Source organism: Pseudomonas sp. FP818 (genome assembly GCF_030687335.1).
GTDB classification, from domain to species: domain Bacteria; phylum Pseudomonadota; class Gammaproteobacteria; order Pseudomonadales; family Pseudomonadaceae; genus Aquipseudomonas; species Aquipseudomonas shahriarae.
Window position 1 is genome coordinate 1,801,734 of record NZ_CP117427.1, and the last position, 22,517, is coordinate 1,824,250.

The 22,517-nt window shown below is 60.2% G+C and carries 26 protein-coding genes; 5 read left to right on the forward strand and 21 right to left on the reverse strand.

Going from position 1 to position 22,517, the window contains the following annotated elements:
• Nucleotides 1–54: 54 nt before the first annotated feature.
• The 6 genes from PSH80_RS08200 to minC form a co-directional block, all read right to left on the reverse strand.
• A complete protein-coding gene (locus PSH80_RS08200; protein ID WP_162947716.1) occupies nt 55–231 on the reverse strand; it encodes a hypothetical protein in 177 nt (58 codons plus the stop codon).
• A 307-nt stretch (nt 232–538) separates the two neighbouring features.
• Nucleotides 539–1,828, reverse strand: coding sequence for a M18 family aminopeptidase (locus PSH80_RS08205; protein WP_029300406.1), 1,290 nt, complete (start codon nt 1,826–1,828; stop codon nt 539–541).
• A gap of 135 nt (nt 1,829–1,963) precedes the next feature.
• Nucleotides 1,964–2,599, reverse strand: coding sequence for an RluA family pseudouridine synthase (locus PSH80_RS08210; RefSeq protein WP_120732313.1), 636 nt, complete (start codon nt 2,597–2,599; stop codon nt 1,964–1,966).
• 96 nt (nt 2,600–2,695) lie between these two features.
• Nucleotides 2,696–2,950 carry a cell division topological specificity factor MinE gene (minE, locus tag PSH80_RS08215; protein WP_003175252.1) on the reverse strand — a complete coding sequence of 85 codons (255 nt, stop codon included), beginning with the start codon at nt 2,948–2,950 and terminating at the stop codon, nt 2,696–2,698.
• Nucleotides 2,951–2,953: 3 nt separating this feature from the next.
• Complete coding sequence (gene minD, locus PSH80_RS08220) at nt 2,954–3,766, reverse strand: septum site-determining protein MinD (RefSeq protein WP_057440689.1); 813 nt, start codon at nt 3,764–3,766, stop codon at nt 2,954–2,956.
• Between the two features lie 201 nt (nt 3,767–3,967).
• Nucleotides 3,968–4,705 (reverse strand): septum site-determining protein MinC, encoded by a 738-nt coding sequence (gene minC / locus PSH80_RS08225; RefSeq protein ID WP_115127724.1) that lies wholly within the window; start codon nt 4,703–4,705, stop codon nt 3,968–3,970.
• 117 nt (nt 4,706–4,822) lie between these two features.
• On the opposite strand from minC, the gene PSH80_RS08230 reads away from it, so the two are divergent.
• Both PSH80_RS08230 and PSH80_RS08235 read left to right on the forward strand, forming a co-directional pair.
• Nucleotides 4,823–5,755, forward strand: coding sequence for a lipid A biosynthesis lauroyl acyltransferase (locus PSH80_RS08230; RefSeq protein ID WP_057440694.1), 933 nt, complete (start codon nt 4,823–4,825; stop codon nt 5,753–5,755).
• A 35-nt stretch (nt 5,756–5,790) separates the two neighbouring features.
• Complete coding sequence (locus tag PSH80_RS08235) at nt 5,791–6,945, forward strand: patatin-like phospholipase family protein (RefSeq protein ID WP_057959034.1); 1,155 nt, start codon at nt 5,791–5,793, stop codon at nt 6,943–6,945.
• A 116-nt stretch (nt 6,946–7,061) separates the two neighbouring features.
• Here PSH80_RS08235 and PSH80_RS08240 read toward each other — a convergent pair whose 3' ends face one another.
• The 8 genes from PSH80_RS08240 to puuE form a co-directional block, all read right to left on the reverse strand.
• Nucleotides 7,062–7,847, reverse strand: coding sequence for an outer membrane protein OmpK (locus PSH80_RS08240; RefSeq protein WP_057959035.1), 786 nt, complete (start codon nt 7,845–7,847; stop codon nt 7,062–7,064).
• On the reverse strand, nt 7,844–8,239 hold the full coding sequence (locus PSH80_RS08245; RefSeq protein WP_147283328.1) for a hypothetical protein: 396 nt from the start codon (nt 8,237–8,239) through the stop codon (nt 7,844–7,846). The genes PSH80_RS08240 and PSH80_RS08245 overlap by 4 nt, the downstream gene beginning before the upstream one ends.
• Before the next feature lie 44 nt (nt 8,240–8,283).
• Nucleotides 8,284–9,630, reverse strand: a complete 1,347-nt coding sequence (locus PSH80_RS08250) for a nucleobase:cation symporter-2 family protein (protein WP_305419787.1) — start codon at nt 9,628–9,630, stop codon at nt 8,284–8,286.
• Between the two features lie 136 nt (nt 9,631–9,766).
• Nucleotides 9,767–11,065 carry a urate hydroxylase PuuD gene (locus PSH80_RS08255; protein WP_057959037.1) on the reverse strand — a complete coding sequence of 433 codons (1,299 nt, stop codon included), beginning with the start codon at nt 11,063–11,065 and terminating at the stop codon, nt 9,767–9,769.
• Nucleotides 11,066–11,116: 51 nt separating this feature from the next.
• A complete protein-coding gene (locus PSH80_RS08260; RefSeq protein ID WP_057440701.1) occupies nt 11,117–11,620 on the reverse strand; it encodes an ureidoglycolate lyase in 504 nt (167 codons plus the stop codon).
• Between the two features lie 120 nt (nt 11,621–11,740).
• Entirely contained in the window at nt 11,741–12,736 is a 996-nt protein-coding gene (gene alc / locus PSH80_RS08265) for an allantoicase (protein WP_057440703.1), read from the reverse strand.
• A 41-nt stretch (nt 12,737–12,777) separates the two neighbouring features.
• Nucleotides 12,778–13,293 (reverse strand): 2-oxo-4-hydroxy-4-carboxy-5-ureidoimidazoline decarboxylase, encoded by a 516-nt coding sequence (gene uraD, locus PSH80_RS08270; protein WP_170059797.1) that lies wholly within the window; start codon nt 13,291–13,293, stop codon nt 12,778–12,780.
• Nucleotides 13,290–14,216: an allantoinase PuuE gene (puuE, locus tag PSH80_RS08275; protein ID WP_057440707.1), complete on the reverse strand. Its 927-nt coding sequence runs from the start codon at nt 14,214–14,216 to the stop codon at nt 13,290–13,292. The genes uraD and puuE overlap by 4 nt, the downstream gene beginning before the upstream one ends.
• A gap of 418 nt (nt 14,217–14,634) precedes the next feature.
• Between puuE and uraH the strand changes: the two genes are divergently transcribed.
• Nucleotides 14,635–14,988: a hydroxyisourate hydrolase gene (gene uraH, locus PSH80_RS08280; protein WP_057440709.1), complete on the forward strand. Its 354-nt coding sequence runs from the start codon at nt 14,635–14,637 to the stop codon at nt 14,986–14,988.
• 155 nt (nt 14,989–15,143) lie between these two features.
• Here the strand turns inward: uraH and PSH80_RS08285 are convergent, their stop codons facing one another.
• From PSH80_RS08285 to PSH80_RS08295, 3 genes are all read right to left on the reverse strand, one after another.
• Entirely contained in the window at nt 15,144–15,770 is a 627-nt protein-coding gene (locus PSH80_RS08285; protein WP_057440711.1) for a LysE family translocator, read from the reverse strand.
• A 63-nt stretch (nt 15,771–15,833) separates the two neighbouring features.
• Nucleotides 15,834–17,165 (reverse strand): NCS2 family permease, encoded by a 1,332-nt coding sequence (locus tag PSH80_RS08290; RefSeq protein ID WP_178112265.1) that lies wholly within the window; start codon nt 17,163–17,165, stop codon nt 15,834–15,836.
• A gap of 223 nt (nt 17,166–17,388) precedes the next feature.
• Entirely contained in the window at nt 17,389–17,820 is a 432-nt protein-coding gene (locus PSH80_RS08295) for a MarR family winged helix-turn-helix transcriptional regulator (RefSeq protein ID WP_057959041.1), read from the reverse strand.
• Between the two features lie 81 nt (nt 17,821–17,901).
• Here PSH80_RS08295 and PSH80_RS08300 point away from each other — a divergent pair, with 81 nt between their 5' ends.
• Complete coding sequence (locus tag PSH80_RS08300) at nt 17,902–19,068, forward strand: PLP-dependent aminotransferase family protein (protein ID WP_170045000.1); 1,167 nt, start codon at nt 17,902–17,904, stop codon at nt 19,066–19,068.
• Nucleotides 19,069–19,078: 10 nt separating this feature from the next.
• Nucleotides 19,079–19,681, forward strand: coding sequence for a glutathione S-transferase family protein (locus PSH80_RS08305; RefSeq protein WP_057440718.1), 603 nt, complete (start codon nt 19,079–19,081; stop codon nt 19,679–19,681).
• Nucleotides 19,682–19,802: 121 nt separating this feature from the next.
• On the opposite strand, the gene PSH80_RS08310 is transcribed toward PSH80_RS08305, so the two are convergent.
• The 4 genes from PSH80_RS08310 to PSH80_RS08325 all read right to left on the reverse strand — a co-directional run bounded on the left by PSH80_RS08310 (nt 19,803) and on the right by PSH80_RS08325 (nt 22,459).
• A complete protein-coding gene (locus PSH80_RS08310; RefSeq protein ID WP_057440721.1) occupies nt 19,803–20,174 on the reverse strand; it encodes a glutathione S-transferase N-terminal domain-containing protein in 372 nt (123 codons plus the stop codon).
• 102 nt (nt 20,175–20,276) lie between these two features.
• Nucleotides 20,277–20,822, reverse strand: coding sequence for a GTP cyclohydrolase I FolE (folE, locus tag PSH80_RS08315; protein ID WP_029300367.1), 546 nt, complete (start codon nt 20,820–20,822; stop codon nt 20,277–20,279).
• 22 nt (nt 20,823–20,844) lie between these two features.
• Entirely contained in the window at nt 20,845–22,050 is a 1,206-nt protein-coding gene (locus tag PSH80_RS08320; protein WP_305419795.1) for a tyrosine-type recombinase/integrase, read from the reverse strand.
• Between the two features lie 187 nt (nt 22,051–22,237).
• Nucleotides 22,238–22,459, reverse strand: coding sequence for a hypothetical protein (locus PSH80_RS08325; RefSeq protein ID WP_305419796.1), 222 nt, complete (start codon nt 22,457–22,459; stop codon nt 22,238–22,240).
• Nucleotides 22,460–22,517 lie beyond the last annotated feature (58 nt).

Consider the following 22,517-nt stretch of genomic DNA (forward strand, 5'->3'; position numbering starts at 1 on the left):
TACGATGGATCGCCCGAGTGTACGAGGGCGCTATGCCCAATGCGAGTGCATTTATTATTCGGCCAGTTTCGCCAGGATCCGGTAGACGATGGTGGCGAGGATCAGCAGCATGCCGATCCACATGCCAAATACACCGAGGTTTTTGTCGCGGAAGTTGAAGCCAACGGCCAGCAGGATCATGCCCGTGAGGATGGGGATGAGCATGGCGTGGAAGGCGGACATCGGGATCATGGTGGGGACGGCCTTGTCGTTGAGGGATGAGTGTCAGTCTAGGCGGGATTGGCGCGGGGTGCCTTGATGTGTGTCAGATAGCGCCGCAGTGCGGTGGGAATCGCCATCGCGGGCAAGTCCTAATGCCGTTCAGTTAAGCGCAGATCCCCGGTGGGAGCGGGCTTGCTCGCGAAAGCGGTGGGTCAGTCAACATCAATGTTTGCTGGGCGGACGTCTTCGCGAGCAAGCCCGCTCCCACATTTGATCTTCGCTGCTTTGAGTATTGCGTTCGCTTAACTGATCGGCTTGAGGGCAAGCGCCGCCCCTTTCAGGGCAGGTCGCGACTTGCGTAAAACGCACTCAGCACCTTTACCAGGTGCGCCAAATCGTGGCTGCCGCACAACTCGCGGATCGAGTGCATGGCGAATGTCGGCAAGCCGATATCCACGGTGCGCACGCCCAGGTGGCTGGCGGTAATCGGGCCGATGGTCGAGCCACAGCCCATGTCACTGCGCACCACGAAGCTCTGCACCGGCACTTCTTCAGCCATGCACAGGTGGCGGAAGAACCCGGCGGTTTCGCTGTTGGTGGCGTAGCGCTGGTTGCTGTTGACCTTGATTACCGGGCCGGCATTGAGTTTCGGGCCATGGTTGGCGTCATGCTTGTCGGCATAGTTGGGGTGGATGCCGTGGGCATTGTCGGCAGACACCAGCAGCGACTTCTGAATCGCCCGTACGAACTCATCACCTTCAGGCAGCAGGCGACGCAGGGTCTGTTCCAGCATCGGGCCGTCGGCACCGCAGGCCGAGCAGGAGCCGACTTCTTCGTGGTCGGTACATACCAGCACGCAGGTTTCGTCGGTCTCGCTGGTGAGCAGGGCTTGCAGGCCGGCATAGCACGACAGCAGGTTGTCCAGGCGGGCACCGGCGATAAAGTCGCCATGCAGGCCAATCACCGCTGCGCCCTGGGTGTCGTAGAAGCTCAACTCGTAGTCGAGCACCACATCAGCGTTCAGCCCATGTTCGCGGGCCAGTTGGTCGGTGAGCACGGCGCGGAAGTCCACGCGCTCATCACCGGCAAACTGCGCGAGGATCGGCGGCAGCTCGGTCTGGGCATTGATCGCCCAGCCCTGGTTGGCTTCACGGTTCAGGTGGATGGCCAGGTTGGGGATGATGGCAATCGGCAGTTTGAAGTCGATCAACTGGCTTTCGACCTTGCCGTCACGCCGGAACGTCACGCGGCCGGCGAGGGAAAGGTCGCGGTCGAACCACGGTGCCAGCAGCGCACCGCCATAGACTTCCACACCCAACTGCCAGAAGCCCTGGCGTTGCAGTTCAGGTTGCGGCTTGACCCGCAGGCACGGGCTGTCGGTATGGGCGCCGACCAGGCGGATGCCGTCGTGCAGGGGCGACTGGCGGCCCATCTTGAAGGCGATGATCGAGGAGTCGTTGCGGGTCACGTAGTAGCGACCGTTGGCCTCGGTGGTCCACGTTTCGCGCTCGTCGAGGCGCTGGAAACCGGCAGCTTCCAGGCGCTGGGCGAGGGCCGCAGTGGCATGAAAGGGAGTGGGAGAGGCCTTGAGGAAGTCGATCAGGCCTTGATTCAACGCTTCGCGCATAAGTAGCTCCAGACAGCAATGCGCGGAGTTTACCGTATTGGCTCAGGATTTGGCTTGAAGCTACTTTCTTAAGTGCAACACAAGACCTCTATGGGAGCAGGCACGCCAGCTCCCACAGGGGATCGGGTTACCACTTCAAAAAGGCGCAGGGCACTCGAAGCGCAGGCGCTCGCCGCTTTGCGGGTGGGTAAAGCTCAACATGCTCGCGTGCAGGCACAGGCGCGGCCAGGCGGCCAGGGCCTGTTCATGGGCATACAGGCCATCACCGAGCAGCGGGTGCCCGATGGACAGCATGTGTACCCGCAGTTGGTGCGAACGCCCGGTAATCGGCGTCAGCTCGACCCGGCACCAATCCTCGCAACGCTCCAGGACTTTCCAGAAGGTCAGCGCATGTTTGCCGAACTCATGGTCCACCACATGTCGCGGCTTGGTCGGCGGGTCATAGCGCAGCGGCAGGTCGATGCTGCCGCTGTCCAGTTCCGGCTGGCCCCAGCACAAGGCGGTGTAGGCCTTTTCTGTTTCTCGGTCGTGAAACTGGCGGGACAGTTCGCGGTGGGTGTCGGCATCCCTGGCCAGCAGGATGATTCCCGACGTTTCCCAGTCCAGGCGATGAACGATACGCGCCTCTGGGTAACCGTTTTCCTGCAGGCGGGTGATCAGGCAGTCCTTGTTGTCGTCGGCGCGACCTGGCACCGACAGCAGCAGGGTAGGCTTGTTCACCACCAGGACAGCGTCATCCTGGTGAAGGATATGGATATTGGACAACGGCATTAAACAGCCTCGTAACAAACGCCAACGGCGGCTCGGCCACCCGGTTCCCCAAAGGGGATCAAGGTGACGGAGCCGCCGTGGCGACCGCCTGTTCGATCAACGATCAGGCAGGGTGATATTGAGTTCCAGAATCGAGCAGCTGCCGTCGTTTTCCAGGGCGACATGCACGTCATCGTTGCCGATATTGACGTACTTGCGGATCACCTCGACCAGTTCCTTCTGCAAGGCTGGCAGGTAGTCCGGCGTGCTGCGTTGGCCGCGTTCGTGCGCCACGATGATCTGTAGACGCTCTTTCGCTACCGATGCGGTGCTTGGCTTTTTGTTGGCGCGAAAGAAGTCGAGAAATTTCATTGTTTAGTTGCCTCCAAACAGGCGCTCGAAGAATCCCTTCTTCGCGACATCGAGGAAGCGGTGTTCCACGGTTTTTCCCAACAGGCGGTCAACGGCATCGCTGTACGCCTGGCCGGCGTCGCTCTGGTCGTCGAGGATGACCGGTACGCCCTGGTTGGATGCTTTCAGCACCGCCTGGGATTCCGGGATCACACCCAGCAGAGCCACGGCCAGGATTTCCTTGACGTCTTCAACGCCGAGCATTTCGCCCTTGCTGACACGGTCAGGGTTGTAGCGGGTCAGCAGCAGGTGTTCCTTGATCGGGTCTTCGCCCTTCTCGGCGCGCCGGGATTTGCTGGCCAGCAGGCCCAGCATACGGTCCGAGTCACGTACCGAGGACACTTCCGGGTTGGTCACGACGATGGCTTCATCGGCGAAATACATCGCCAGGTGAGCACCGGTCTCGATACCAGCCGGGGAGTCGCAGACCACGTACTCAAAGGTTTCCTTGAGTTCCATCAGGACTTTTTCCACGCCTTCTTTGGTCAGCGCGTCTTTGTCGCGGGTCTGGCTGGCGGCCAGTACATACAGGTTCTCAAGGCGCTTGTCCTTGATCAGGGCCTGTTGCAGGTTGGCTTCGCCGTTGACCACGTTGACGAAGTCATACACCACGCGGCGTTCGCAGCCCATGATCAGGTCGAGGTTACGCAAACCGACGTCGAAGTCGACGATGACTGTCTTGTGGCCGCGCAGAGCGAGACCGGTACCGATAGCGGCGCTGGTGGTGGTCTTACCCACACCACCCTTGCCGGATGTAACCACGAGAATCTTGGCCAAGGTGTTTCACCCCTAAGGAAAAAGGACCTCTCAGTCCCTGAAAAACATCTCTTGAAACTCGCTGCAGGCGGACAGCCTTCGTAGGAAAAAGATGTGCCTCCCGTAAGGGAAACGCCAGCTTTCAATTATTCCTACACAAGTCTTGCCGGTTTCGCTGTGCTATCAGAGTCCAGAGATGCTTGGAAAATGCGGCAGTATCCGTTAAAGACGGATGATGTTCAACACATCGCCCGACAGGCTGACTTGTACCCCGGCCCCCCACAGCGGATCACGGCGCAAATCTTCCGAAACCTTGTACTGGCCGGCGATCGACACCAGCTCAGCGCTCAATTGCTGGCAGAAAATCCGTGCCTTGGTATCGCCCTTGACCCCAGCCAGTGCCCGACCGCGCATTGGGCCGTATACATGGATGTTGCCATCGGCGAGAAGTTCCGCGCCGGGACTGACCGGAGCGACCACCACCAGGTCGCCGCCCTGGGCGTAAATCTGCTGCCCACCGCGTACGGGAGAGGTGATGATCCTTGTAGGCTTGACCGTCGGCTCTGCCGGTTTTTCCGGTTTTTTCTTCACTTCAGCTTCTACCGGGTCGAGCACACGCTCGCGGGCACCGGACGGTGGCAATACTGGCAATTCAATAGCGATGGCCGCCGCGATGTCTTCAATACGGTTGGCACGGATGGCCAGGGTGCGCAGGCCATGTTGGCGGCAAACGCGCATCAGCCCGGGCAGGTCAACCGCGCCCTGGCCGGCCGGCAATTTATCCAGGGCCAGCACCAGCGGCGCATTGTTGAAGAAATTCGGCGCCAGGGCGACCTTGGCGGCGAGCTGGCGGTCCAGGGCGTCAAGGTCGTTACGGGCCAGTTCCAGCACAGTAATGGCGAGCATGCTGCCCTTGAGCTGGAATACGGGATCTTGGTCTAGCGATTCAGTTTGGCTCATGGTCGGCAAAGCGGCTTGTCACGAAAAGTGTCGAGACTTATAACGAGAACAACCGCTAGCCGCAAGCCGGGTCGAACCGTTGTAGAATGCGCGGCCCTGTCTTTACCGGAATCTGTAATGGATCGCCCGCGTTTTCGAGCTGTATTTTTTCACCCGCGTTTCTGGCTGCTATGGCTGGGGCTCGGCCTGTTGTGGCTGATTACCCAACTGCCATACCGGGCGCTGCTGGGCATTGGTCGTGTACTGGGTGCGTTTATGTACCGGGTGGCCGGCGAACGTCGACGCATTGCCGCGCGAAACCTGGAACTGTGCTTCCCGCAGATGTCCGCGCAAGAGCGTAAACATTTGCTCAAGGAAAACTTTGCCTCCACCGGCATCGCCTTTTTCGAGATGGCCATGAGCTGGTGGTGGTCCAAACAGCGTCTGGCGCGCCTGGCCCATGTTGAAGGGCTGGAGCACCTCAAGCAGGCACAACTGGAAGGCAAGGGCGTGATCCTCATGGCCCTGCATTTCACCACCCTGGAGATCGGCGCGGCTTTGCTCGGCCAGAAGCACACCATCGACGGCATGTACCGCGAGCACGGCAACCCGTTGTTCGATTTTATCCAGCGCCGTGGCCGCGAGCGCCACAACCTCGACTCCCTGGCGGTAGAGCGTGAAGACGTGCGCGGCATGCTCAAGCTGCTGCGCGCCGGCCGGGCGATCTGGTACGCGCCGGACCAGGACTATGGCGCCAAGCAAAGCATTTTCGTGCCGTTGTTCGGCATCCAGGCCGCCACTGTCACCGCTACCAGCAAGTTTGCGCGCCTGGGCAAGGCGTTGGTGGTGCCCTTTACCCAGCAGCGCCTGGCCGATGGCAGCGGCTACCGCATGGTGATTCATCCGCCGTTGCGCGACTTCCCCGGTGAATCCGACGAAGTCGATTGCCTGCGCATCAACCAATGGGTGGAAACTGCGGTGCGCGAGTGCCCCGAGCAATACCTGTGGGCCCATCGCCGCTTCAAGAGCCGGCCACCGGGCGAACCCAAGTTGTACGAAAAGCGCCGCTGAACAAACGGATTGTCCCTCGCCCATGGAGTTATGCAATGCGCCCCACTGAACCGGTCACAGGCTTGATTCTTTCCGGCGGCGGGGCGCGTGCGGCGTATCAGGTCGGGGTGCTGGCGGCGATTGCCGAGTTGTTGCCTCCGGGGGCCGCCAATCCCTTCCCGGTGATTGTCGGCACCTCGGCCGGGGCGATCAACGCGGTGAGCCTGGCCAGTGGCGCCATGGACTTTACTGCCGCCATCGCGCGCCTCACCGCATTCTGGCAGGGCTTTCGCAGCCATCTGGTGCTGCGCAGCGACTGGCCGGGGGTGATTCACCAGGCCAGCCGTTTCCTCTCCCGCAGCCTGCTGGGCCTGGGCTCGCCGGTGCCAGTGGCGCTGCTCGACAGCTCGCCGTTGCGGGAGTTGCTGCAAGACAAGCTGCATTTTGAAGGTATCAATGAGGCGATCCGCCACAAGCACCTGCATGCCGTAGCGGTGACGGCGTTCGGCTATGAGTCGGGCCAGGCGGTGACGTTCTATCAGGGCGGCGGCACCATCGATGCCTGGCTGCGCCACCGGCGCATCGGCCTGCCCACGCAGTTGACGGTGGAGCACCTGCTGGCCAGTTCGGCGATCCCATTGCTGTTTGCGCCGGTCAAACTGGACCAGGAATATTTTGGCGATGGTGCCGTCCGGCAATCAGCGCCCATCAGTCCTGCGCTGCACCTGGGGGCCACCCGGGTGCTGGTGGTGGGGGTCAGTGGCAACCCGCGTTCCCCTGACCCTTCGGCGCCGCAGGAGCGCAGCTACACCGGCCAGCAGCCCACCCTGGCGCAGATTGGTGGGCATATGCTCAACAGCACCTTTATTGATAGCCTCGAGAGTGACATCGAGTTGCTGGAGCGTCTTAACCAGTTCAGCCATCTGCAACCGGCCAACAGCGCCGCGCGGGGGCTTTCACCGGTCGATGTGTTGGTGATTGCGCCCAGCCAGCCGATCGACGAGATAGCGGCCCGCCATCGCCAGGAACTGCCGGCGGCATTGCGGTTGTTCTTGCGTGGGCCAGGGGCGACCAAGACCAGCGGGGCAGGGGTGCTCAGCTATCTGTTGTTCGAGGCAGGGTATTGCAGCGAGTTGATCGAGTTGGGGCGCCGCGATGCATTGGCCAAGCGCGAGGAGTTGCAGCGGTTCCTGGGCCTGACCCCGAACTGAATCGGGGCGCGGGCTTGTGTGGGAGCGGGCTTGCCCGCGATGGCGGTGAATCAGCCAATACTTGGGCTGGCTGACACTCCGCTATCGCGGGCAAGCCCGCTCCCACAGGGGAGGCCTTAGAAGTGGTACTTGACCAACAGGCTGGCCGTGTCCTGGTTGGTCTCGAACGCGCCGCTGTCCTGGATCCCGTACTTGTTCTTCCAGTAGTCGTATTCAAAACCGACATACAACTGCTTGGCGCCCCAGTTCATGGCTTTGCCCAGGTCATACTTGACCTGCGGGTTGAAGTGCAAGTTGGCGTGGTAAGTACCACGGGCGTTCTTGTCGTTATCCACCACCCAGTCCATGAAGCCGTCGATCAGCACGTCGGAGTTGCCCACGGGAATGGTGTAAGACCATACCGGCGTGATCTGCCAGACACCATCACCCGGGCGATTGCCTTCGGTCTGGCGCTGGTAGAAGTTCAACTGGAAGTAGTCGAAGCCGGGGATGTTCAGGTCGAAGGCCGGGCCTACCAGGTAGGACTCGTTGTCGCCTTCGCCGAACTCGTAAGTGAACGCCAGTAATACATCTTTGATCGGGCCGAAGGACAAGTCCTTATCCAGGATCTTGCCAAACGACAGCCGTGGGCTGAACTCGCCGTAGTAAGTATTGGGGCCGACGTTGCCGTCTTCCTTGCCGTTGTAAAAGATACGGTCGAGGAAGAAGAAGTTGTCGCCGTACTTCCACGCATCGGCGTGTTCAAAGGTGACGGTTTGCTGGATCTCTGGGTTGACCTTGAAGTTCTTGCCCCACAGGTAAGTCAGGCTGTTGTTCTGCCACTGCAGCCAGTCACCCGCCATTGCCTGGCCCCCGGCCAGCAGGGATCCGGCCAACATCAGGCTGTTCACGGTACGTTTCATTCGGTTGCTCCCGAGCTAAAGTTTTGTGGTTTTTCTTCTACGCAGGCGCTCTGGTGTGGCGCCTTTTGGTTCGCTGCAAAAATCGTCTGTTCGGTCAGCTTTAATGCTTTTAGCAAGAGCTGCGCCAAAGTGTTTGAAAAGCCAAAAAATCCCCGCCGGCTACATGGGATGCAGTCGGATACAGAGGACTTTTGCGCACTTTGGCAGCCAACATAAGGCCGGGATAAGTTGGCCTTTAAGTCAGCTTTTACATTCGCTGTTTTTTTTTGAGTCGATTCGAGCGGGCGCGGAGAATACTGGCTCCAGAGCCTGTGCTCAAGTGCGCTGTAAAAGAGCGCGGGGGGCGAGAATGGGGCACGGCGTGTGGCCGGCCCCAGGTCTAGGGTGTGCATGTGGATGTTCCCTGTTCGTTGTTATTTTTGTCGTAACGAAGGAATCAATGCGTATGGGCAACTGCGGGGCGTTCTGAGCCGCCCAGGATGTTGAACAGCACGTTCAGCGACAACGCGCTAAGCGTGGCCATGGCAATGCCGCTATGGGTAATCGGGCTCATCCACAACGGTAACTGGGCAAAGAACTCCGGGCGTACCACCGGGATCAGGCCCATGCCGATGCTGACCGCCACCAGCAACTGGTTGCGCCGGTCGGCAATGTCGGCTTCCTGGAGGATCTTGATCCCGGTCGCGGCCACCATGCCGAACATCGCGATGGCCGCGCCGCCCAGCACCGCAGGAGGAATCGAAGCCACCAAAAACGCCGCCTTGGGCAGCAGGCTGAGGACAATCAAAAAGGCCCCGGCCATGATCGTCACCGAGCGGCAACGCACCCCGGTCATCTGCACCAGGCCGATGTTCTGGGCGAAAGAAGAATGGGTGAAGGTATTGAAGAACCCGGCAAAGAACGACGCGCCGGCATCGCACAGCAGGCCGCGTCGCAGCATTTTCGGGGTGACTTCCTGGCCGGTGATCTTGCCCAGCGCGAGGAACATGCCGGTGGATTCGACGAAGATAATCACCACCACCAGGCACATCGACAGGATCGGTGCCAATTCGAATGTGGGCATGCCGAAGTGCAAGGGCGTGACCACTTGCACCCACGGCGCCTGCTCCAGGCCGCCGAGGTCGACCATGCCGAGCAGTCCGCACAAGGCGTAGCCCAGGGCCATGCCGATCAGTACCGAGATATTGACCCAGAAGCCACGCATGAAACGGTTGATCAACAGAATGGTGACCAGCACCAGGCCGGCGATGGCCAGGTAGATCGGCGAGCCGAATTGCACGGCGGTAGCACCACCGCCAGCCCAGTTCACCGCCACTGGAAACAACGAAAGACCGATGGCCGTGATCACCGTGCCGGTCACCAGCGGTGGGAAGAAGCGCACCACCTTGGACATGAATGGCGCGATGAGCATGCCAAAGAACCCGGCGGCGATGGTTGCGCCGAAGATCCCTTGCAGGCCGATACCCGGCATGCCCGCCATGGCGACCATGCTGCCGACTGCGGCGAAACTGGCGCCCATCATCACCGGCATACGGATGCCCAGCGGGCCGATCCCGAAGGATTGGACCATGGTCGCGATCCCCGCCACCAGCAGGTCGGCGTTGATCAAAAAGGCGATTTCTTCACGACTCAAGCCCGCGGCTTGTCCGATGATCAGCGGCACGGCTACTGCGCCGCCGTACATCAGCAGTACATGTTGCAGGCCTACCAGGATCAGTTGCAAAAGGGGCAGCCGCACCATGGCGGGTGCGGCAGGAATCTGCGGCTCGGCTAACTCGGACATGCAACACCTCGGATCTTTTTTATTTTTGTGTTGTTTGGCAGTCAATTGCCAGGTGAAACCCAATCTTCAAAACACTGCACCTCTCAACTGTAGGAGCGGGCTTGCCAGCTCCTACAGTGTGATCTGCGCTAATCAGTTAATTGGTGCGCGCTCCTTGATTGATCCAACTACCAATCAACTCCCGCTCCTGCTGGGTCATCTGGGTGATGTTGCCCAGTGGCATGATCTGGCTGGCAACCGCCTGCGCCTGGATGCGCGCCGCCTGCTGCTGGATCTGCGCCGGGGTATCGAACATCACCCCGGCCGGCGCGGCACTGAACAGCGGGCTGGTGGGCTTGGCCGAATGGCACACGGTGCAGCGTTGTTCAATCACGCTGTGGACCTTGCCAAAGTCCGTCGAAGCCTGGGCCGGAGCCGGTTCGGCGGCCGGGGCTGGAGCGGCAGGGGCGGCTGGCTTGAGACCACCGCCCACTGCGGTTTCCGGCAACGGCTGATACTCGATGGCCGCTGGCGCCTTGGCCACATCCGGTGCAGTCGCCACAGGTTTTGGCCCGGTGACATAGGCCAGGCAGATCATCGCCAGGGCGCCGACCGGCAGGGTCCATGCGTATTTCTGGCTGTCATGACGGGTGTTGAAGTAGTGGCGCACCAACACCGCCGCCACCGCGATCCCGGCCAGGATCAACCAGTTGTACTGGCTGCCGTAGGTGCTCGGGAAGTGGTTGCTGATCATGATGAACAGCACGGGCAGGGTGAAGTAGTTGTTGTGTCGCGAACGCAGCAGGCCCTTGGCCGGCAGTGCCGGGTCTGGCGTGCGGTTTTCTGCAATCGCTGCCACCAGCGCACGCTGGGCCGGCATGATGATGCGGAACACGTTGCCGACCATGATGGTGCCGATGATCGCACCCACATGCAGGTATGCACCGCGACCGCTGAACACCTTGCTGAAGCCGTAGGCCGCGCCGATCAACAGGACGAACAGGATAAAACCGAGCAGGGCAGGGCGTTTGCCCAGGGCCGAGTCGCAAAGAAAGGAGTAGATGAACCAGCCAGCGAACAGTGAGCCAATGCCCAGCAACACGCCTTCGGTACCACTGAGGCTGCTGCCGGGGGCGAGCAGGTACAGCGTCGGGTTGAGGTAGAACACCACGCACAGCAGCGCGACGCCCGACATCCAGGTGAAATAGGCTTCCCATTTAAACCAGTGCAGGTTGTCCGGCATGGTCGGTGGGGCCAGTTTGTATTTTTCCAGGTGGTAGATACCGCCACCGTGGATCGCCCATAAATCGCCAGCCAGGCCGCTTTTTGGGTTGACGCGGTTAAGGTTGTTTTCCAGCCATACAAAATAGAAAGACGCACCGATCCAGGCCACGCCAGTGATCATATGAACCCAGCGCACGCTCAGGTTCAGCCATTCCAACAGATGTGCTTCCACAGTCTTTACCTCTCGCCCGTCACCCTTGTTGTCGGGTGATCGGACCTTCTCTTATTGGTGGGGGGCAAGGATCAACCGCTCATCCTCTTTGAAAAAATGCTCATCGCAGTTATTGCCTGTGCCACTGCGATCAACCACCAGGAAGTCATCCCGCTTTTCGATCGTCAGCACCGGGTGGTGCCAGACGCCGCGATGGTAATTAATGCCCTGCCTGCCGTTGGTGACGAAGGCGCGGACCAAGCCTGATACAGGTGCATCGCCAATGGGCGCGACCACGATCAGAAAGGGGTTGCCGAGCAGCGGAATAAAGGCCTGGCTGCCCAGCGGGTGTCTTTCCAGCATGCACACGGTCAGCGGCATGTCCTGCGCGTCGGCGCGGAAGATGCTGATGATGGCGTGATCTTCTGGCGTGGCGGTTTCAACCGTCGCCAGTTTATGAAAGCGCATGGTCGAGCCGTTGTTGATCATGAAGTGATCGCTGCCATCGGTTTCGATAACGTCTCCGAAAGGGGCGAAGGCTTCTTTGGTCAAGGGTTCGATCATCAGTGTGCGCATGGCTGTCTTCTTATCCGAATGCTGTGTTGTTGGGGCTGTTGCTATCGCGGGCAAGCCCGCTCCCACATTTGGAATGCATTCCCCTGTGGGAGCGGGCTTGCCCGCGATTGGGTTCACCGCTTACTTAGCGACCTTGCCGAACACCCGCAGGCGGCTTACACCACCGTCCGGGAACACGTTGAGGCGGATGTGGGTGATCGGGCCCAGTGCCTTGATCTGCTCGGCGAAGGTGTGTTCGGCGTGCATTTCCAGCTTCTGTGCTGGCAGCAGTTCACGCCAGAACAGCGATTGGGTTTCGATCTGGCTGTCGGTACCGCCCTTGACGAACGCGCCCTGGATCGAGCACGTGTCCGGGTAGTTGCCCTTGAAGTGCAGGGTGTCGACCACTACTTTGTCGATCTCGCCGGCATGTCCCAGCGCGACGATTACCCAGTCATTGCCTGGCGTGCGACGGCGCGCGGTTTCCCAGCCATCGCCCATGTTGATGCCACGGCCCGGGTTGAGGATGTTGCCCATGCGCCCGAAGTGCTCGTCGGAACACGCCAGGGCACGCCCGCCATTGAGGGAGGAGGCCAGGTCCACTTGTTCGTTGTCGCCCACGGCCGACCAGTCGCGGAACGGAATACCGTACACGCGCAGACGGGCCACGCCACCATCCGGGTAGATGTTGAAGCGCAGGTGGCTGAACGCCTGGTCGTTGTTGATCTCGTGGAAGTGATGGCTGTTGCCCTGCAACTCCACGGCAGACAGCACTTCGACCCACTGGGTGTTGTCATCGGGCTCGCCGGTAGCCAGGAAGCAGCCTTCCAGGGACGCCGATGGCGGGAAGTTGCCGGTGAAGAATGAAGTGTCGATGTCCACGCCCTTGATCGAACCCGGTACGCCCAGGCGGATCACTGCGCTGTCGAAGCCTTCGAAGCGCTTGCGGCGTGACTCCCAGCCGTCCATCCACTTGCCGTTATCATCGAAAACGCCCTCCTTCCATACGGCCGGGGTCGGCTGGAACAGTCGGTTGGCGTCGGCGAACCAGTCATCGGTCACCGAGATGATCTTGGTGCCCAGGCGGGCGTCGGCCAGGTTGACGAACTTTTCGAAAGGTACGGCGTAAGCTTTCATTCTTCTTGTCTGCCTTAGATAGAGTGGCTGGGGATGGTCGTTTAGAGGGTCAATAAACGGAACAACGCGATCTTGTTGATCTCTGCCAGCGCGCACTTGAACTCGGTGTCGACCGGGTTGTGGATGCGCGTTTCAAACGCGGCGAGGATCTGATGCCGGTTGCTGCCTTTTACCGCCATGATGAAGGGAAACTTGAACTTGGCCTTGTAGGCGTCGTTCAGCTCGGTGAAGCGAGAAAACTCTTCGGCCGTGCATTGGTGGATACCGGCGCCAGCTTGTTCATTCGTGCTGGCTTCGGTCAGTTGGCCCTGGACGGCAGCTTTGCCCGCCAGGTCCGGGTGAGCGTTGATCAGGGCCAGTTGCCTGGTGTGATCGGCGCTCAATAGGATATCGCTCATGCGCTGGTGCAGGGTTTCGATCTCGTCGATCGAGGCGTCCTGGCCCAGGTCGAAGGCCTTTTCGGCCACCCATGGCGAGTGTTCGTAGATATCGGCAAAGGCTGCGACGAATGCGTCGCGGCCGAGGGTCGATGGTTTCAAGGTCTGGAAAGCAGTCATTTGGCGGCTCCCTGGAAAGGGTGGACGTCATGCCAGTGGCGGGCAATATCGACGCGGCGGGCGAACCACACCTGGTCATGGCCCTTGGCGTATTCGATAAAGCGCTTGAGTGCAGCCAGGCGCGCCGGGCGGCCGATCAGGCGGCAATGCAGGCCGATAGACAGCATCTTCGGCGCCTCTGCCCCTTCGGCATACAGCACGTCGAACGCGTCTTTGAGGTACTCGAAAAAGTCATCGCCCTTGTTGAACCCCTGGACCTGGGTAAAGCGCATGTCGTTGGTGTCCAGGGTGTAGGGGATCACCAAGTGCGGCTTGCCGGTGGGGTTGTTGGGTTCCCAGTAGGGCAGGTCGTCGTCATAGGTGTCGCAGTCATACAGAAAGCCACCTTCCTCCATCACCAGCCGCCGCGTATTGGGGCCGGTGCGCCCGGTGTACCAGCCCAGCGGGCGCTCGCCGGTCAGCTCGGTGAGGATGCGGATGGCCTCGAGCATGTGCTCACGCTCCTGGGCCTCGTCCATGTACTGGTAGTCGATCCAGCGGTAGCCGTGGCTGCAGATCTCGTGGCCGGCGGCGACCATCGCGCGGATCACCTCGGGGTGGCGCTGGGCGGCCATGGCCACGGCGAAGATGGTCAGCGGAATGTCGAATTCCTTGAACAGCTTGAGGATTCGCCACACGCCGGCACGGCTGCCGTATTCGTACAGCGACTCCATGCTCATGTTGCGCGCGCCTTGCAGCGGTTGGGCCGAGACCATTTCCGAGAGGAAGGCTTCGGACTCTTTGTCGCCATGCAGGATGTTGCGCTCACCGCCTTCTTCGTAATTGAGTACGAACGACAGGGCGATACGCGCCTTGCCAGGCCAGTGTGGGTGCGCAGGGTTACTGCCGTAACCGATCAGGTCGCGTGGGTAGTCAGCGCTCACTGCAGTCTTCCTTCTTGTTCGTGATCAAGGGTGTGGCGGCTGTTGCGTCACAGCGATGGACTGATTGTATACAACTTAATGCTCACTTTGTAAGCCTGTATTTTTGCATTTTTTCCAGGCGGTCGCCTCGACCTATCCTTGCAAGAAACTTGCCCGACTGGTCAACTAAAATATGCAAACCTACGACGCAGCTTTACTGTAGGCCCTGGCTTGCCGACGATGGCCAACGTCGAGTGACGGCATTGCTGAGGGATACACCGGCACGGTCGACAAGCCTGCTGCTGCAGGGGGGAAGGGGATTTGTTGAATTTATTGTGTACAATTTTTTTGAAAAGTGTCTTAATCAGCCATCGCCGGCTTTTCAGTGCCCCGCAAAGGTGCGGCCGCTTATTAACTGATGACTTGGGAGCTCCGATCCATGGGACGACTGACCACACACGTACTGGACGCCGCGCACGGCTGCCCAGGCAGCGCCATCAAGGTTGAACTGTATCGCGTCGAAGGCGCCCAGCTGGAACTGGTCGCCAGCACCCTGACCAACAGCGATGGCCGTTGCGACGCCCCGTTGCTGCAAGGTGATGACTACCGCAGTGGTGTCTACCAGTTGCAGTTCAGTGCCGGGGATTACTACCGCGCCCGTGGTGTGCAATTACCCCAGCCGGCGTTTCTCGATGTGGTGGTGCTGCGCTTTGGCATCAGCGCCGAACAGGATCACTACCATGTGCCCCTGCTGATTTCGCCCTACAGCTACTCCACCTATCGCGGTAGCTGAGTCGTCACCTGGCTTCACACCCCCAAATGCTCTTCGTTGGTTTCGCCCGCGCACACTGCGGGCTTTTTTTTGCCCGCCAAAAGGCGGGTCATGAGCCAATGCCAGCGAACCAGAGGAACCCTTGTGGGAGCTGTCGAGCCCCACAGGGTTGTGTGTTAGCCCCTGAGCAGCGACGCCGCCCCAGCGCTGCCAAACAGCCCGGCACTGAAGCGATTGAACCAGCTCTGGCCCTTGCCGGTGCGCAGGTAGCGCGCGGCGCCGTGGGCACCCAGGCCATAGGCCAGTTTGCACAGCAGGTCCAGCACGGTCCAGGTGGCGATCATGATCAGCAGTTGTGGCAGGAACGGTTGCTGGCTGCTGAGAAACTGCGGCAGGAAGGCGGCGAAAAACAGAATGTCCTTGGGGTTGCTGGCGCCCAGCACAAACGCCCGGCCAAACAGTGCACGAAAACGCGGCACAGGCGCTGCGTCCGGTACCACGGCGCCCTTGGACGGCAGGCGCGATTGCTGCCAGCTCTGCCAGGCGAGGTAGAACAAGTACAGCGCACCGACGATCTTCAGGGCGCTGAACAACTGCTCCGACGCCAGCAACAGCGCGCCCAGGCCCAGGGCCGAGGCGCTCAACAGGCAGATCGAGGCGAACACCCCGCCCAGAAACGCCGGATACGAACGGCGCAGGCCGTAGTTCAGGCTGTTGCTGATCATCAGCAGCGACAGCGGCCCCGGAATCAGGATCACGATCAAAGCAGCGCCGCTGAACAGCAGCCAGGTTTCCACGCTCATTACATTCCTCCATACATGCAAAAGCCCCACCCGGAGGTGAGGCGGTTTTCGCCAGCTTTCGCGTTACAGGAACACAAACTTGGCGATGAAAATCGCGCACAGCACCCACAGGCTGATGGAAATCTGTTTGTACTTGCCCGTGCCGGCCTTGAGCGCCACGTAGGTGATAAAGCCCAGAGCGATGCCGTCGGCGACCGAGAAGGTCAGGGGCATCATGATTGCCGTGACAATCGCCGGAATGCTGTCGGTGGCGTCGTCCCATTCGATATGGGCCATGCCGCTCATCATCAGCATCGCTACATAAATCAGCGCACCGGCCGTGGCATACGCAGGAATCATGCCCGCCAGCGGGGCGAAAAACATCGCCGCCACAAACAGCACGCCCACGGTCACGGCCGTCAGCCCGGTGCGCCCACCGGCCGCCACACCCGCAGCGCTTTCCACGTAACTGGTGACCGGCGGCACACCGACCACCGCGCCAAACACGCTGGAGGCACTGTCGGCTTTCAAGGCCCGCGAGAGGTTTTCGATCTTGCCATCGGCCTTCACCAGGCCTGCACGCTGGGCGACGCCCATCAAGGTGCCGGCGGTGTCGAACATGTGTACAAACAGGAAGGCGAATACCACGCTGATCATGCTCACGTTGAACACGCCCATCACGTCCATCGCCATCCAGGTGGGCGCCAGGCTCGGCGGTGCGGCAACGATACCCTGGTACTGCACCAGGCCCAGGCCCCAGCCGGCCAGGGTGACGGCGATGATGCTGATCAGGATCGCGCCGAACACCCGGTGATAGCTGAGGATCGCGATCAGCAGGAAGCACACGGCCGCCAGCAGCGGCGCCGGCTCATGCAGGGAACCGAGCTTGATCAGGGTGGCGGGGCTGGCCACGATGATGCCGGCGGTTTTCAGGCCGATCACCCCCAGGAACAGACCCACCCCGGCGCCCATGGCGTGGCGCAGGCTCACCGGGATGCTGTTGAGCAGCCATTCGCGGATGCGCGACAGCGTCAGGATCATGAACAGCACGCCGGAGATAAACACCGCACCCAGCGCGGTCTCCCAGGTGTAGCCCATGGTGCCGACCACGGTGTAGGTAAAAAACGCATTCAAGCCCATGCCCGGCGCCAGGCCGACCGGCCAGTTGGCGTACAGGCCCATCAACAGGCAACCGAGCGCGGCGGCGATACAGGTCGCGACAAAGGCGGCGCCGTGGTCGATGCCGGCGTCGGCCATGATGTTGGGGTTGACGAAAATGATGTAGGCCATGGTGATAAACGTGGTGAGGCCGGCGATCAGTTCGGTCTTCACTGTGGTGCCATGCAGGCTGAGTTTGAACAGGCGTTCCAGCCAACCCTGCTTTGTAGTCGCAAGATGCGGCGGACTGAGGTCCAGGGTCGGGGCGTCGGATTTATGGCTTTCCACAGCAAGTACTCCTCAAGAGTTTTATTGTTATTTCCAGCGCCGGACACATGAGTGGGGCAGCGGCGCTTTGAGGTACCAGCGGGCTTTGTTGACCAGTAGGTCAGGAACTCGCACGAAGCGAATTATGCTTTTGTATACAAATAAAGCAAATAATGTTTGCGATTATGTGTGCAAAAAAGATGAAAGGCCAATTTCAAGGCAGGGTCAGCGCCTTGTTCACCGCCAGCCAACCATTCACCGCGTCCTCGCCGGCTTCGGCAAAGGCGCGCTGCAGCAACTTGACTTGCTCGCGGCGCAGGGCGTGTTCGAAGCGCTGGCCTTCCTCGGTCAAGTGCAGCAGGCGCTTACGTTTGTCGGTGTCCGAGGCCAAGCTGTCGACCAGGTGCATTTCCTGCAATTGGCGCAACGGCATATTCAGCGCCTGCTTGCTCACCCCCAGCAGTTCCAGCAGTTGTTTGACGCTCAAGGCCGGGTAGCGGGCGATAAAAAACACAATGCGCTGATGCACCCGGCTCAAGCCTCGGCGCTCCAGCATTTCATCGGCCTTGGCGGTAAAGGCCTGGTAGCCGAAGAAGAACGCTTCCATGGCGGCTTGCTGCGAGGTCTGGTTTTTAAGGTCAAGCATATTGACGTATCTACCTGGGTCGTCGTAATTTTGGTCAACCAGTTTGACGTATTTTCCCCAGGCTTTGCTACCGGTGACCCCATGGCTTTCTCAGAACGTGTTTCGCGCCTTAAAAGCTCCTTGATCCGTGAGATCCTCGCGGCGGCCCAGCGCCCGCAGGTCATGTCATTTGCCGGTGGCCTGCCAGCCGAAGCCATGCTGCCGGCGCTGGATTGGCAAGCTATGCCACCGGCCATGGGCCAGTACGGCATGAGTGAAGGCGAGCCGCAATTGCGCGAGTTGCTGGCGGCCGAAGCGCGGGCGCTGGGGGTGGCCTGCGATGCCAGCCAGGTCCTGGTGGTCAGCGGCTCGCAGCAAACCCTGGACCTGGCGGCCAAGCTGTATATCGACCAAGGCACGCAGATCCTGTTGGAAGGCCCGACCTACCTGGCCGCCCTGCAGATCTTCCAACTGTTCGGCGCCGATTGCCTGACCGTGGAACTGGAAGCCGATGGCCCGGACCTGACGGCACTGCGCAGCCGCCTGGAACGCCATCGCCCGGCGTTCATCTACCTGATCCCGACCTTCCAGAACCCCTCGGCGGTGCGCTACAGCGAAGCCAAGCGCGATGCGGTAGCGGCGCTGCTGGATGAGTTCGGCGTGACCCTGATCGAAGACGAGCCCTACCGCGAGCTGACCTTCGACGGCGGCAGTGCGCGGCCGATTGTCAGCCGGTTACGCAAGGCCAGTTGGATCTACACTGGCACCGTATCCAAGACCTTGCTCCCCGGTTTACGGGTCGGCTACCTGATCGCCAGCCCCGACCTGTTTCCCCACCTGCTCAAGCTCAAGCAGTCGGCGGACCTGCACACCAACCGCGTCGGCCAGTGGCAGGCCATGCAGTGGATCGGCACCGAGCGCTACCAGCAACACCTGGGGCAATTGCGCAGTTTCTACCGTGAGCGGCGCGATGGATTCCAGCTGGCACTGACGCGACATTTCCAGGAACTGGCGGACTGGCAAGTGCCCCAGGGTGGATTATTCTTCTGGCTGACCTTGAAACAGCCCCTCGATACCCGCACTTTATTGGCACCAGCGCTCGACCAGGACGTGGCGTTCATGCCCGGTGAACCGTTCTTTTCCGAGCCGGACCAGCACCACGGGCACCTGCGGCTCAATTTCAGCCACATCGACCCGACGCGCCTGGACGAAGGTCTCAAGCGTCTCGCGGCGGTGATCCGTCAAGCACAGCTCGCGCAAGCGGCATAAGGGGAGCTTCATGTACAAGGTTTATGGCGATTACCGCTCGGGCAACTGCTACAAGGTCAAGTTGATGCTCAACCTGCTCGGCATCGCATACGAGTGGGTGAATGTCGATATTTTGAACGGCGACACCCAGACCGCCGAGTTCCTGGCGAAGAACCCCAACGGCAAGATCCCGGTCCTGGAGCTCGAAGACGGCACCTGCCTGTGGGAATCCAACGCCATCCTCAACTTCCTCGCCGACGGCAGCGAGTTCCTGCCCAGCGAACCGCGCCTGCGCACCCAGGTGTTGCAGTGGCAGTTTTTCGAGCAGTACAGCCATGAACCGTACATTGCCGTGGCGCGGTTTATCCAGCTTTACCTGGGGCTGCCGGAGGATCGGCTGGAGGAGTACAAGACCACCCATAAAGGCGGCTACAAGGCGCTGAGGGTCATGGAAAAACAGCTGCAAGCCACGCCATACCTGGTGGGCGACCAGTATTCGATCGCCGACATTGCGCTGTATGCCTACACCCATGTGGCCCATGAGGGTGGTTTTGACCTGAGCCCTTATCCGGCCGTACAAGCCTGGCTTGCGCGCGTGGCCAGCCATCCCCGGCATGTGCCGATGCTCGACTGATAGGCGCGACCTAAATGTGGGAGCGGGCTTGCCCGCGATGGCGGAGGGTCAGTTGTCGAATATTGACTGACACACCGCCATCGCGAGCAAGCCCGTTCCCACATGTGCACTGCGTTTTCTGTCAGATCGCGGCGAAGCGCTTGTCCAGGTAGTCGATGATCACCTTGGAGTCATACATCCAGGTGGTCTGGCCATTTTCTTCGATGCGCAGGCATGGCACCTTGATCTTGCCGCCTTGGGTAAGCAAAGCCTGGCGGTCTTGCTCGTTGTTCTTCGCGTCCTTGAGCGCCACCGGCACATTCAGGCGGTGCAGGGTGCGGCGGGTTTTCACGCAGAACGGGCAGGCGTGGAATTGGTACAGGGTCAGGCCCTTGGCCGCTTCATTGACCTGTGCCTGTTGCTCGGCGGGGCGCTGCTTTTTACGCGGGCGGGTAAGTAAGTCGCCCGCGATGATGACGTGGCCGAGGCCCACTCGAAGTGCTTTGACGAACATGGCTGAAACCTCTTGCCCAGGACAGAAGGGGCCGCAGCTTACCTGATTTTTACAGGCGAAAAAAAACCGGCGATGAATGCCGGTTTTTTCTGACGCAGCCTGTTACTTGATCAGGCTGAGGAACTCGCTGCGGGTCGCCGCGTTTTCGCGGAACTCACCCAGCATCACCGAGGTGATCATCGACGAATTCTGTTTCTCCACACCGCGCATCATCATGCACATGTGCTTGGCCTCGATCACCACGGCAACGCCCAGGGCACCGGTCACCTGCTGGACCGCTTCGGCGATCTGGCGGCTGAGGTTTTCCTGGATCTGCAGGCGACGGGCATACATATCGACAATCCGCGCGACCTTCGACAGGCCCAGGACCTTGCCGCTAGGGATATAGGCGACATGGGCCTTGCCGATGAACGGCAGCAGGTGGTGTTCGCACAGCGAGTACAACTCGATGTCCTTGACCAGCACCATTTCGCTGTTATCGGAGCTGAACAGGGCACCGTTGGTGACCTCTTCCAGGGTTTGCTCGTAGCCGCGGCAAAGGTACTGCATGGCCTTGGCGGCACGTTTTGGCGTGTCGAGCAGGCCCTCGCGGGAAACGTCCTCGCCGATTTGGCCGAGGATCGCTGTGTAATTCTGTTCCAAAGTCACAGGGCGGTATTCCGTATGGGTTTCAGAGCGGTACGGTTTCTGCCTGTACCAATTTTGTACCATTCAGGCTTTGTTCAAGCTTCCCGAGCTCGCTCCAATCTTCGCTGGAGTTTATCCATCGGGCGTAAGTGGACAGCAGCATTTGCACGCTGTGACCAAGCTGATTTGCTATGAACCCGAGGTTCATGCCTGCCATTAGGCACATAGTAGCGTACGTGTGCCGACAGTTGTATTGCCGACGGCTTCGGATCTTCAATTCTACCAGAGCCGCCTGGAAGTGTTTGTCGGTCACGCTGGCCTGCTGGATGTACTCAAAGTTCCTGGTCGGCGGGAACACATACGGCGATTGCTTGTGCTGCCGGCGGCTCTGCTTGGCTCGCAGTGCGGCGACTTTCTCCGCTTCCTCTATAGCATTCAGGGCTCGACTGTTGAGCATCACCCGGCGCGATTCCCGGGTCTTGGTCCGCTCTTCGATCTTGTAGTCAGCAACAATTCTGCAGATATTGGCCACTCTGGCCTCTTTATCTACCTCACCCCAGCGCAACGCCGCTATCTCACCAGGCCGAATGCCGGTGTAAAACGCAAACTCAAAGTAGGCTGCGTACACCCGCATTGAACCGGTCAGCACCTGATACAGGTGCCCAATAACCCGATCTGCTTCCTCTACCGTAAAAGGATCCACAGCCTTTTTTGCCTTCGTCGGCAGTTCAATTGAGTTTGCGGGGTTGCGCGTGAGCAGCTCATCCTTCACGGCCGTCTCAAGCAGTGTGGTAAGCCGCTGAATTGCCGACCGCTTGACGGTTGGCGACTTCCATTCTGTTTCGCTCACGATCTTTCTGAGCATCGGCGACGTGATTTGATCCATGGGGATCAGCGCCAGGTGGGGCATCCAGTAGAGGTTCAGCGAAATTCGGTAGTTTTTTCGGGTTCCGGTTACCACTTCCCGCCCATTTAGCCACGCCTGGGCATACTCCCCGAACAGTGGAGTGGCTGAATAAGTGGAGTATGTCGAGTTTGGGAACAGCTCGGCGTAACGCTGCTCGTCCATCACGCCGTGCTTAATCAGGCTGGTTACTGTAGCGCGAAGATCTGCGGCCGCTTTAATGCCCTTTGGCGTTTGGGGATAGGGGAGGGTTTCGCAGCGACGAAACTTCCAGGTGAAGCGAATCCGGACGGACTGTCCGGCAAGCTCAACGCCGGCGGGCATTCCCATTGGCTTTCTAGCCATTTCTCATATCTCCAAAAGCTATAGTAAATCTTCCCGTCATACTCATTCCAAACACCCCTGGGGATAACTCCCCGCTGACGCTTCCCTTCGAGAGCGCGTTTCGTGGTGCCGACGAGTAAGGCGAATTCCTTTTCCGGGATCTTGTCCGACCTGAGCGGTTCGTCCAGCTGTTCGGCTGCTGCCATGCCTACCTCCCGCCGCCCGCTGTAGGCCGCGCTGTCTTGATGATGTGGATGATGAAACCGAAGGTGAGCAGCATCCAGGCGACGGTGCCGGCGAATGCTGCGACCAGGGTCTGCTCGGTACCGGTGGAGAGCAGCTCCGGCACCTGCCAGAAAAACCAGAAGGTGGACCCCGCCACGTACAACACGATGGCCGTCATGAGCAGGGTGAGTTTCGTTGCGTACATGGGGTGTCCTTGCCGCGCTGGGCGGCAGAAGGTGAGGGTGAATTGTTCAGAAAGTGGA

Coding starts and splice junctions, on each gene's coding strand:
- PSH80_RS08210 (WP_120732313.1), bottom strand. CDS start 2,599: ATGCCGTTGTCCAATATCCATATCCTTCACCAGGATGACGCTGTCCTG.
- PSH80_RS08285 (WP_057440711.1), bottom strand. CDS start 15,770: ATGAGCGTGGAAACCTGGCTGCTGTTCAGCGGCGCTGCTTTGATCGTG.
- PSH80_RS08305 (WP_057440718.1), top strand. CDS start 19,079: ATGTACAAGGTTTATGGCGATTACCGCTCGGGCAACTGCTACAAGGTC.
- PSH80_RS08295 (WP_057959041.1), bottom strand. CDS start 17,820: ATGCTTGACCTTAAAAACCAGACCTCGCAGCAAGCCGCCATGGAAGCG.
- PSH80_RS08260 (WP_057440701.1), bottom strand. CDS start 11,620: ATGCGCACACTGATGATCGAACCCTTGACCAAAGAAGCCTTCGCCCCT.
- PSH80_RS08310 (WP_057440721.1), bottom strand. CDS start 20,174: ATGTTCGTCAAAGCACTTCGAGTGGGCCTCGGCCACGTCATCATCGCG.
- PSH80_RS08240 (WP_057959035.1), bottom strand. CDS start 7,847: ATGAAACGTACCGTGAACAGCCTGATGTTGGCCGGATCCCTGCTGGCC.
- PSH80_RS08205 (WP_029300406.1), bottom strand. CDS start 1,828: ATGCGCGAAGCGTTGAATCAAGGCCTGATCGACTTCCTCAAGGCCTCT.
- PSH80_RS08235 (WP_057959034.1), top strand. CDS start 5,791: ATGCGCCCCACTGAACCGGTCACAGGCTTGATTCTTTCCGGCGGCGGG.
- PSH80_RS08200 (WP_162947716.1), bottom strand. CDS start 231: ATGATCCCGATGTCCGCCTTCCACGCCATGCTCATCCCCATCCTCACG.
- PSH80_RS08300 (WP_170045000.1), top strand. CDS start 17,902: ATGGCTTTCTCAGAACGTGTTTCGCGCCTTAAAAGCTCCTTGATCCGT.
- PSH80_RS08245 (WP_147283328.1), bottom strand. CDS start 8,239: ATGCACACCCTAGACCTGGGGCCGGCCACACGCCGTGCCCCATTCTCG.
- uraH (WP_057440709.1), top strand. CDS start 14,635: ATGGGACGACTGACCACACACGTACTGGACGCCGCGCACGGCTGCCCA.
- PSH80_RS08230 (WP_057440694.1), top strand. CDS start 4,823: ATGGATCGCCCGCGTTTTCGAGCTGTATTTTTTCACCCGCGTTTCTGG.
- PSH80_RS08250 (WP_305419787.1), bottom strand. CDS start 9,630: ATGTCCGAGTTAGCCGAGCCGCAGATTCCTGCCGCACCCGCCATGGTG.
- minC (WP_115127724.1), bottom strand. CDS start 4,705: ATGAGCCAAACTGAATCGCTAGACCAAGATCCCGTATTCCAGCTCAAG.
- alc (WP_057440703.1), bottom strand. CDS start 12,736: ATGAAAGCTTACGCCGTACCTTTCGAAAAGTTCGTCAACCTGGCCGAC.
- PSH80_RS08320 (WP_305419795.1), bottom strand. CDS start 22,050: ATGGCTAGAAAGCCAATGGGAATGCCCGCCGGCGTTGAGCTTGCCGGA.
- PSH80_RS08325 (WP_305419796.1), bottom strand. CDS start 22,459: ATGTACGCAACGAAACTCACCCTGCTCATGACGGCCATCGTGTTGTAC.
- uraD (WP_170059797.1), bottom strand. CDS start 13,293: ATGACTGCTTTCCAGACCTTGAAACCATCGACCCTCGGCCGCGACGCA.
- minE (WP_003175252.1), bottom strand. CDS start 2,950: ATGAAATTTCTCGACTTCTTTCGCGCCAACAAAAAGCCAAGCACCGCA.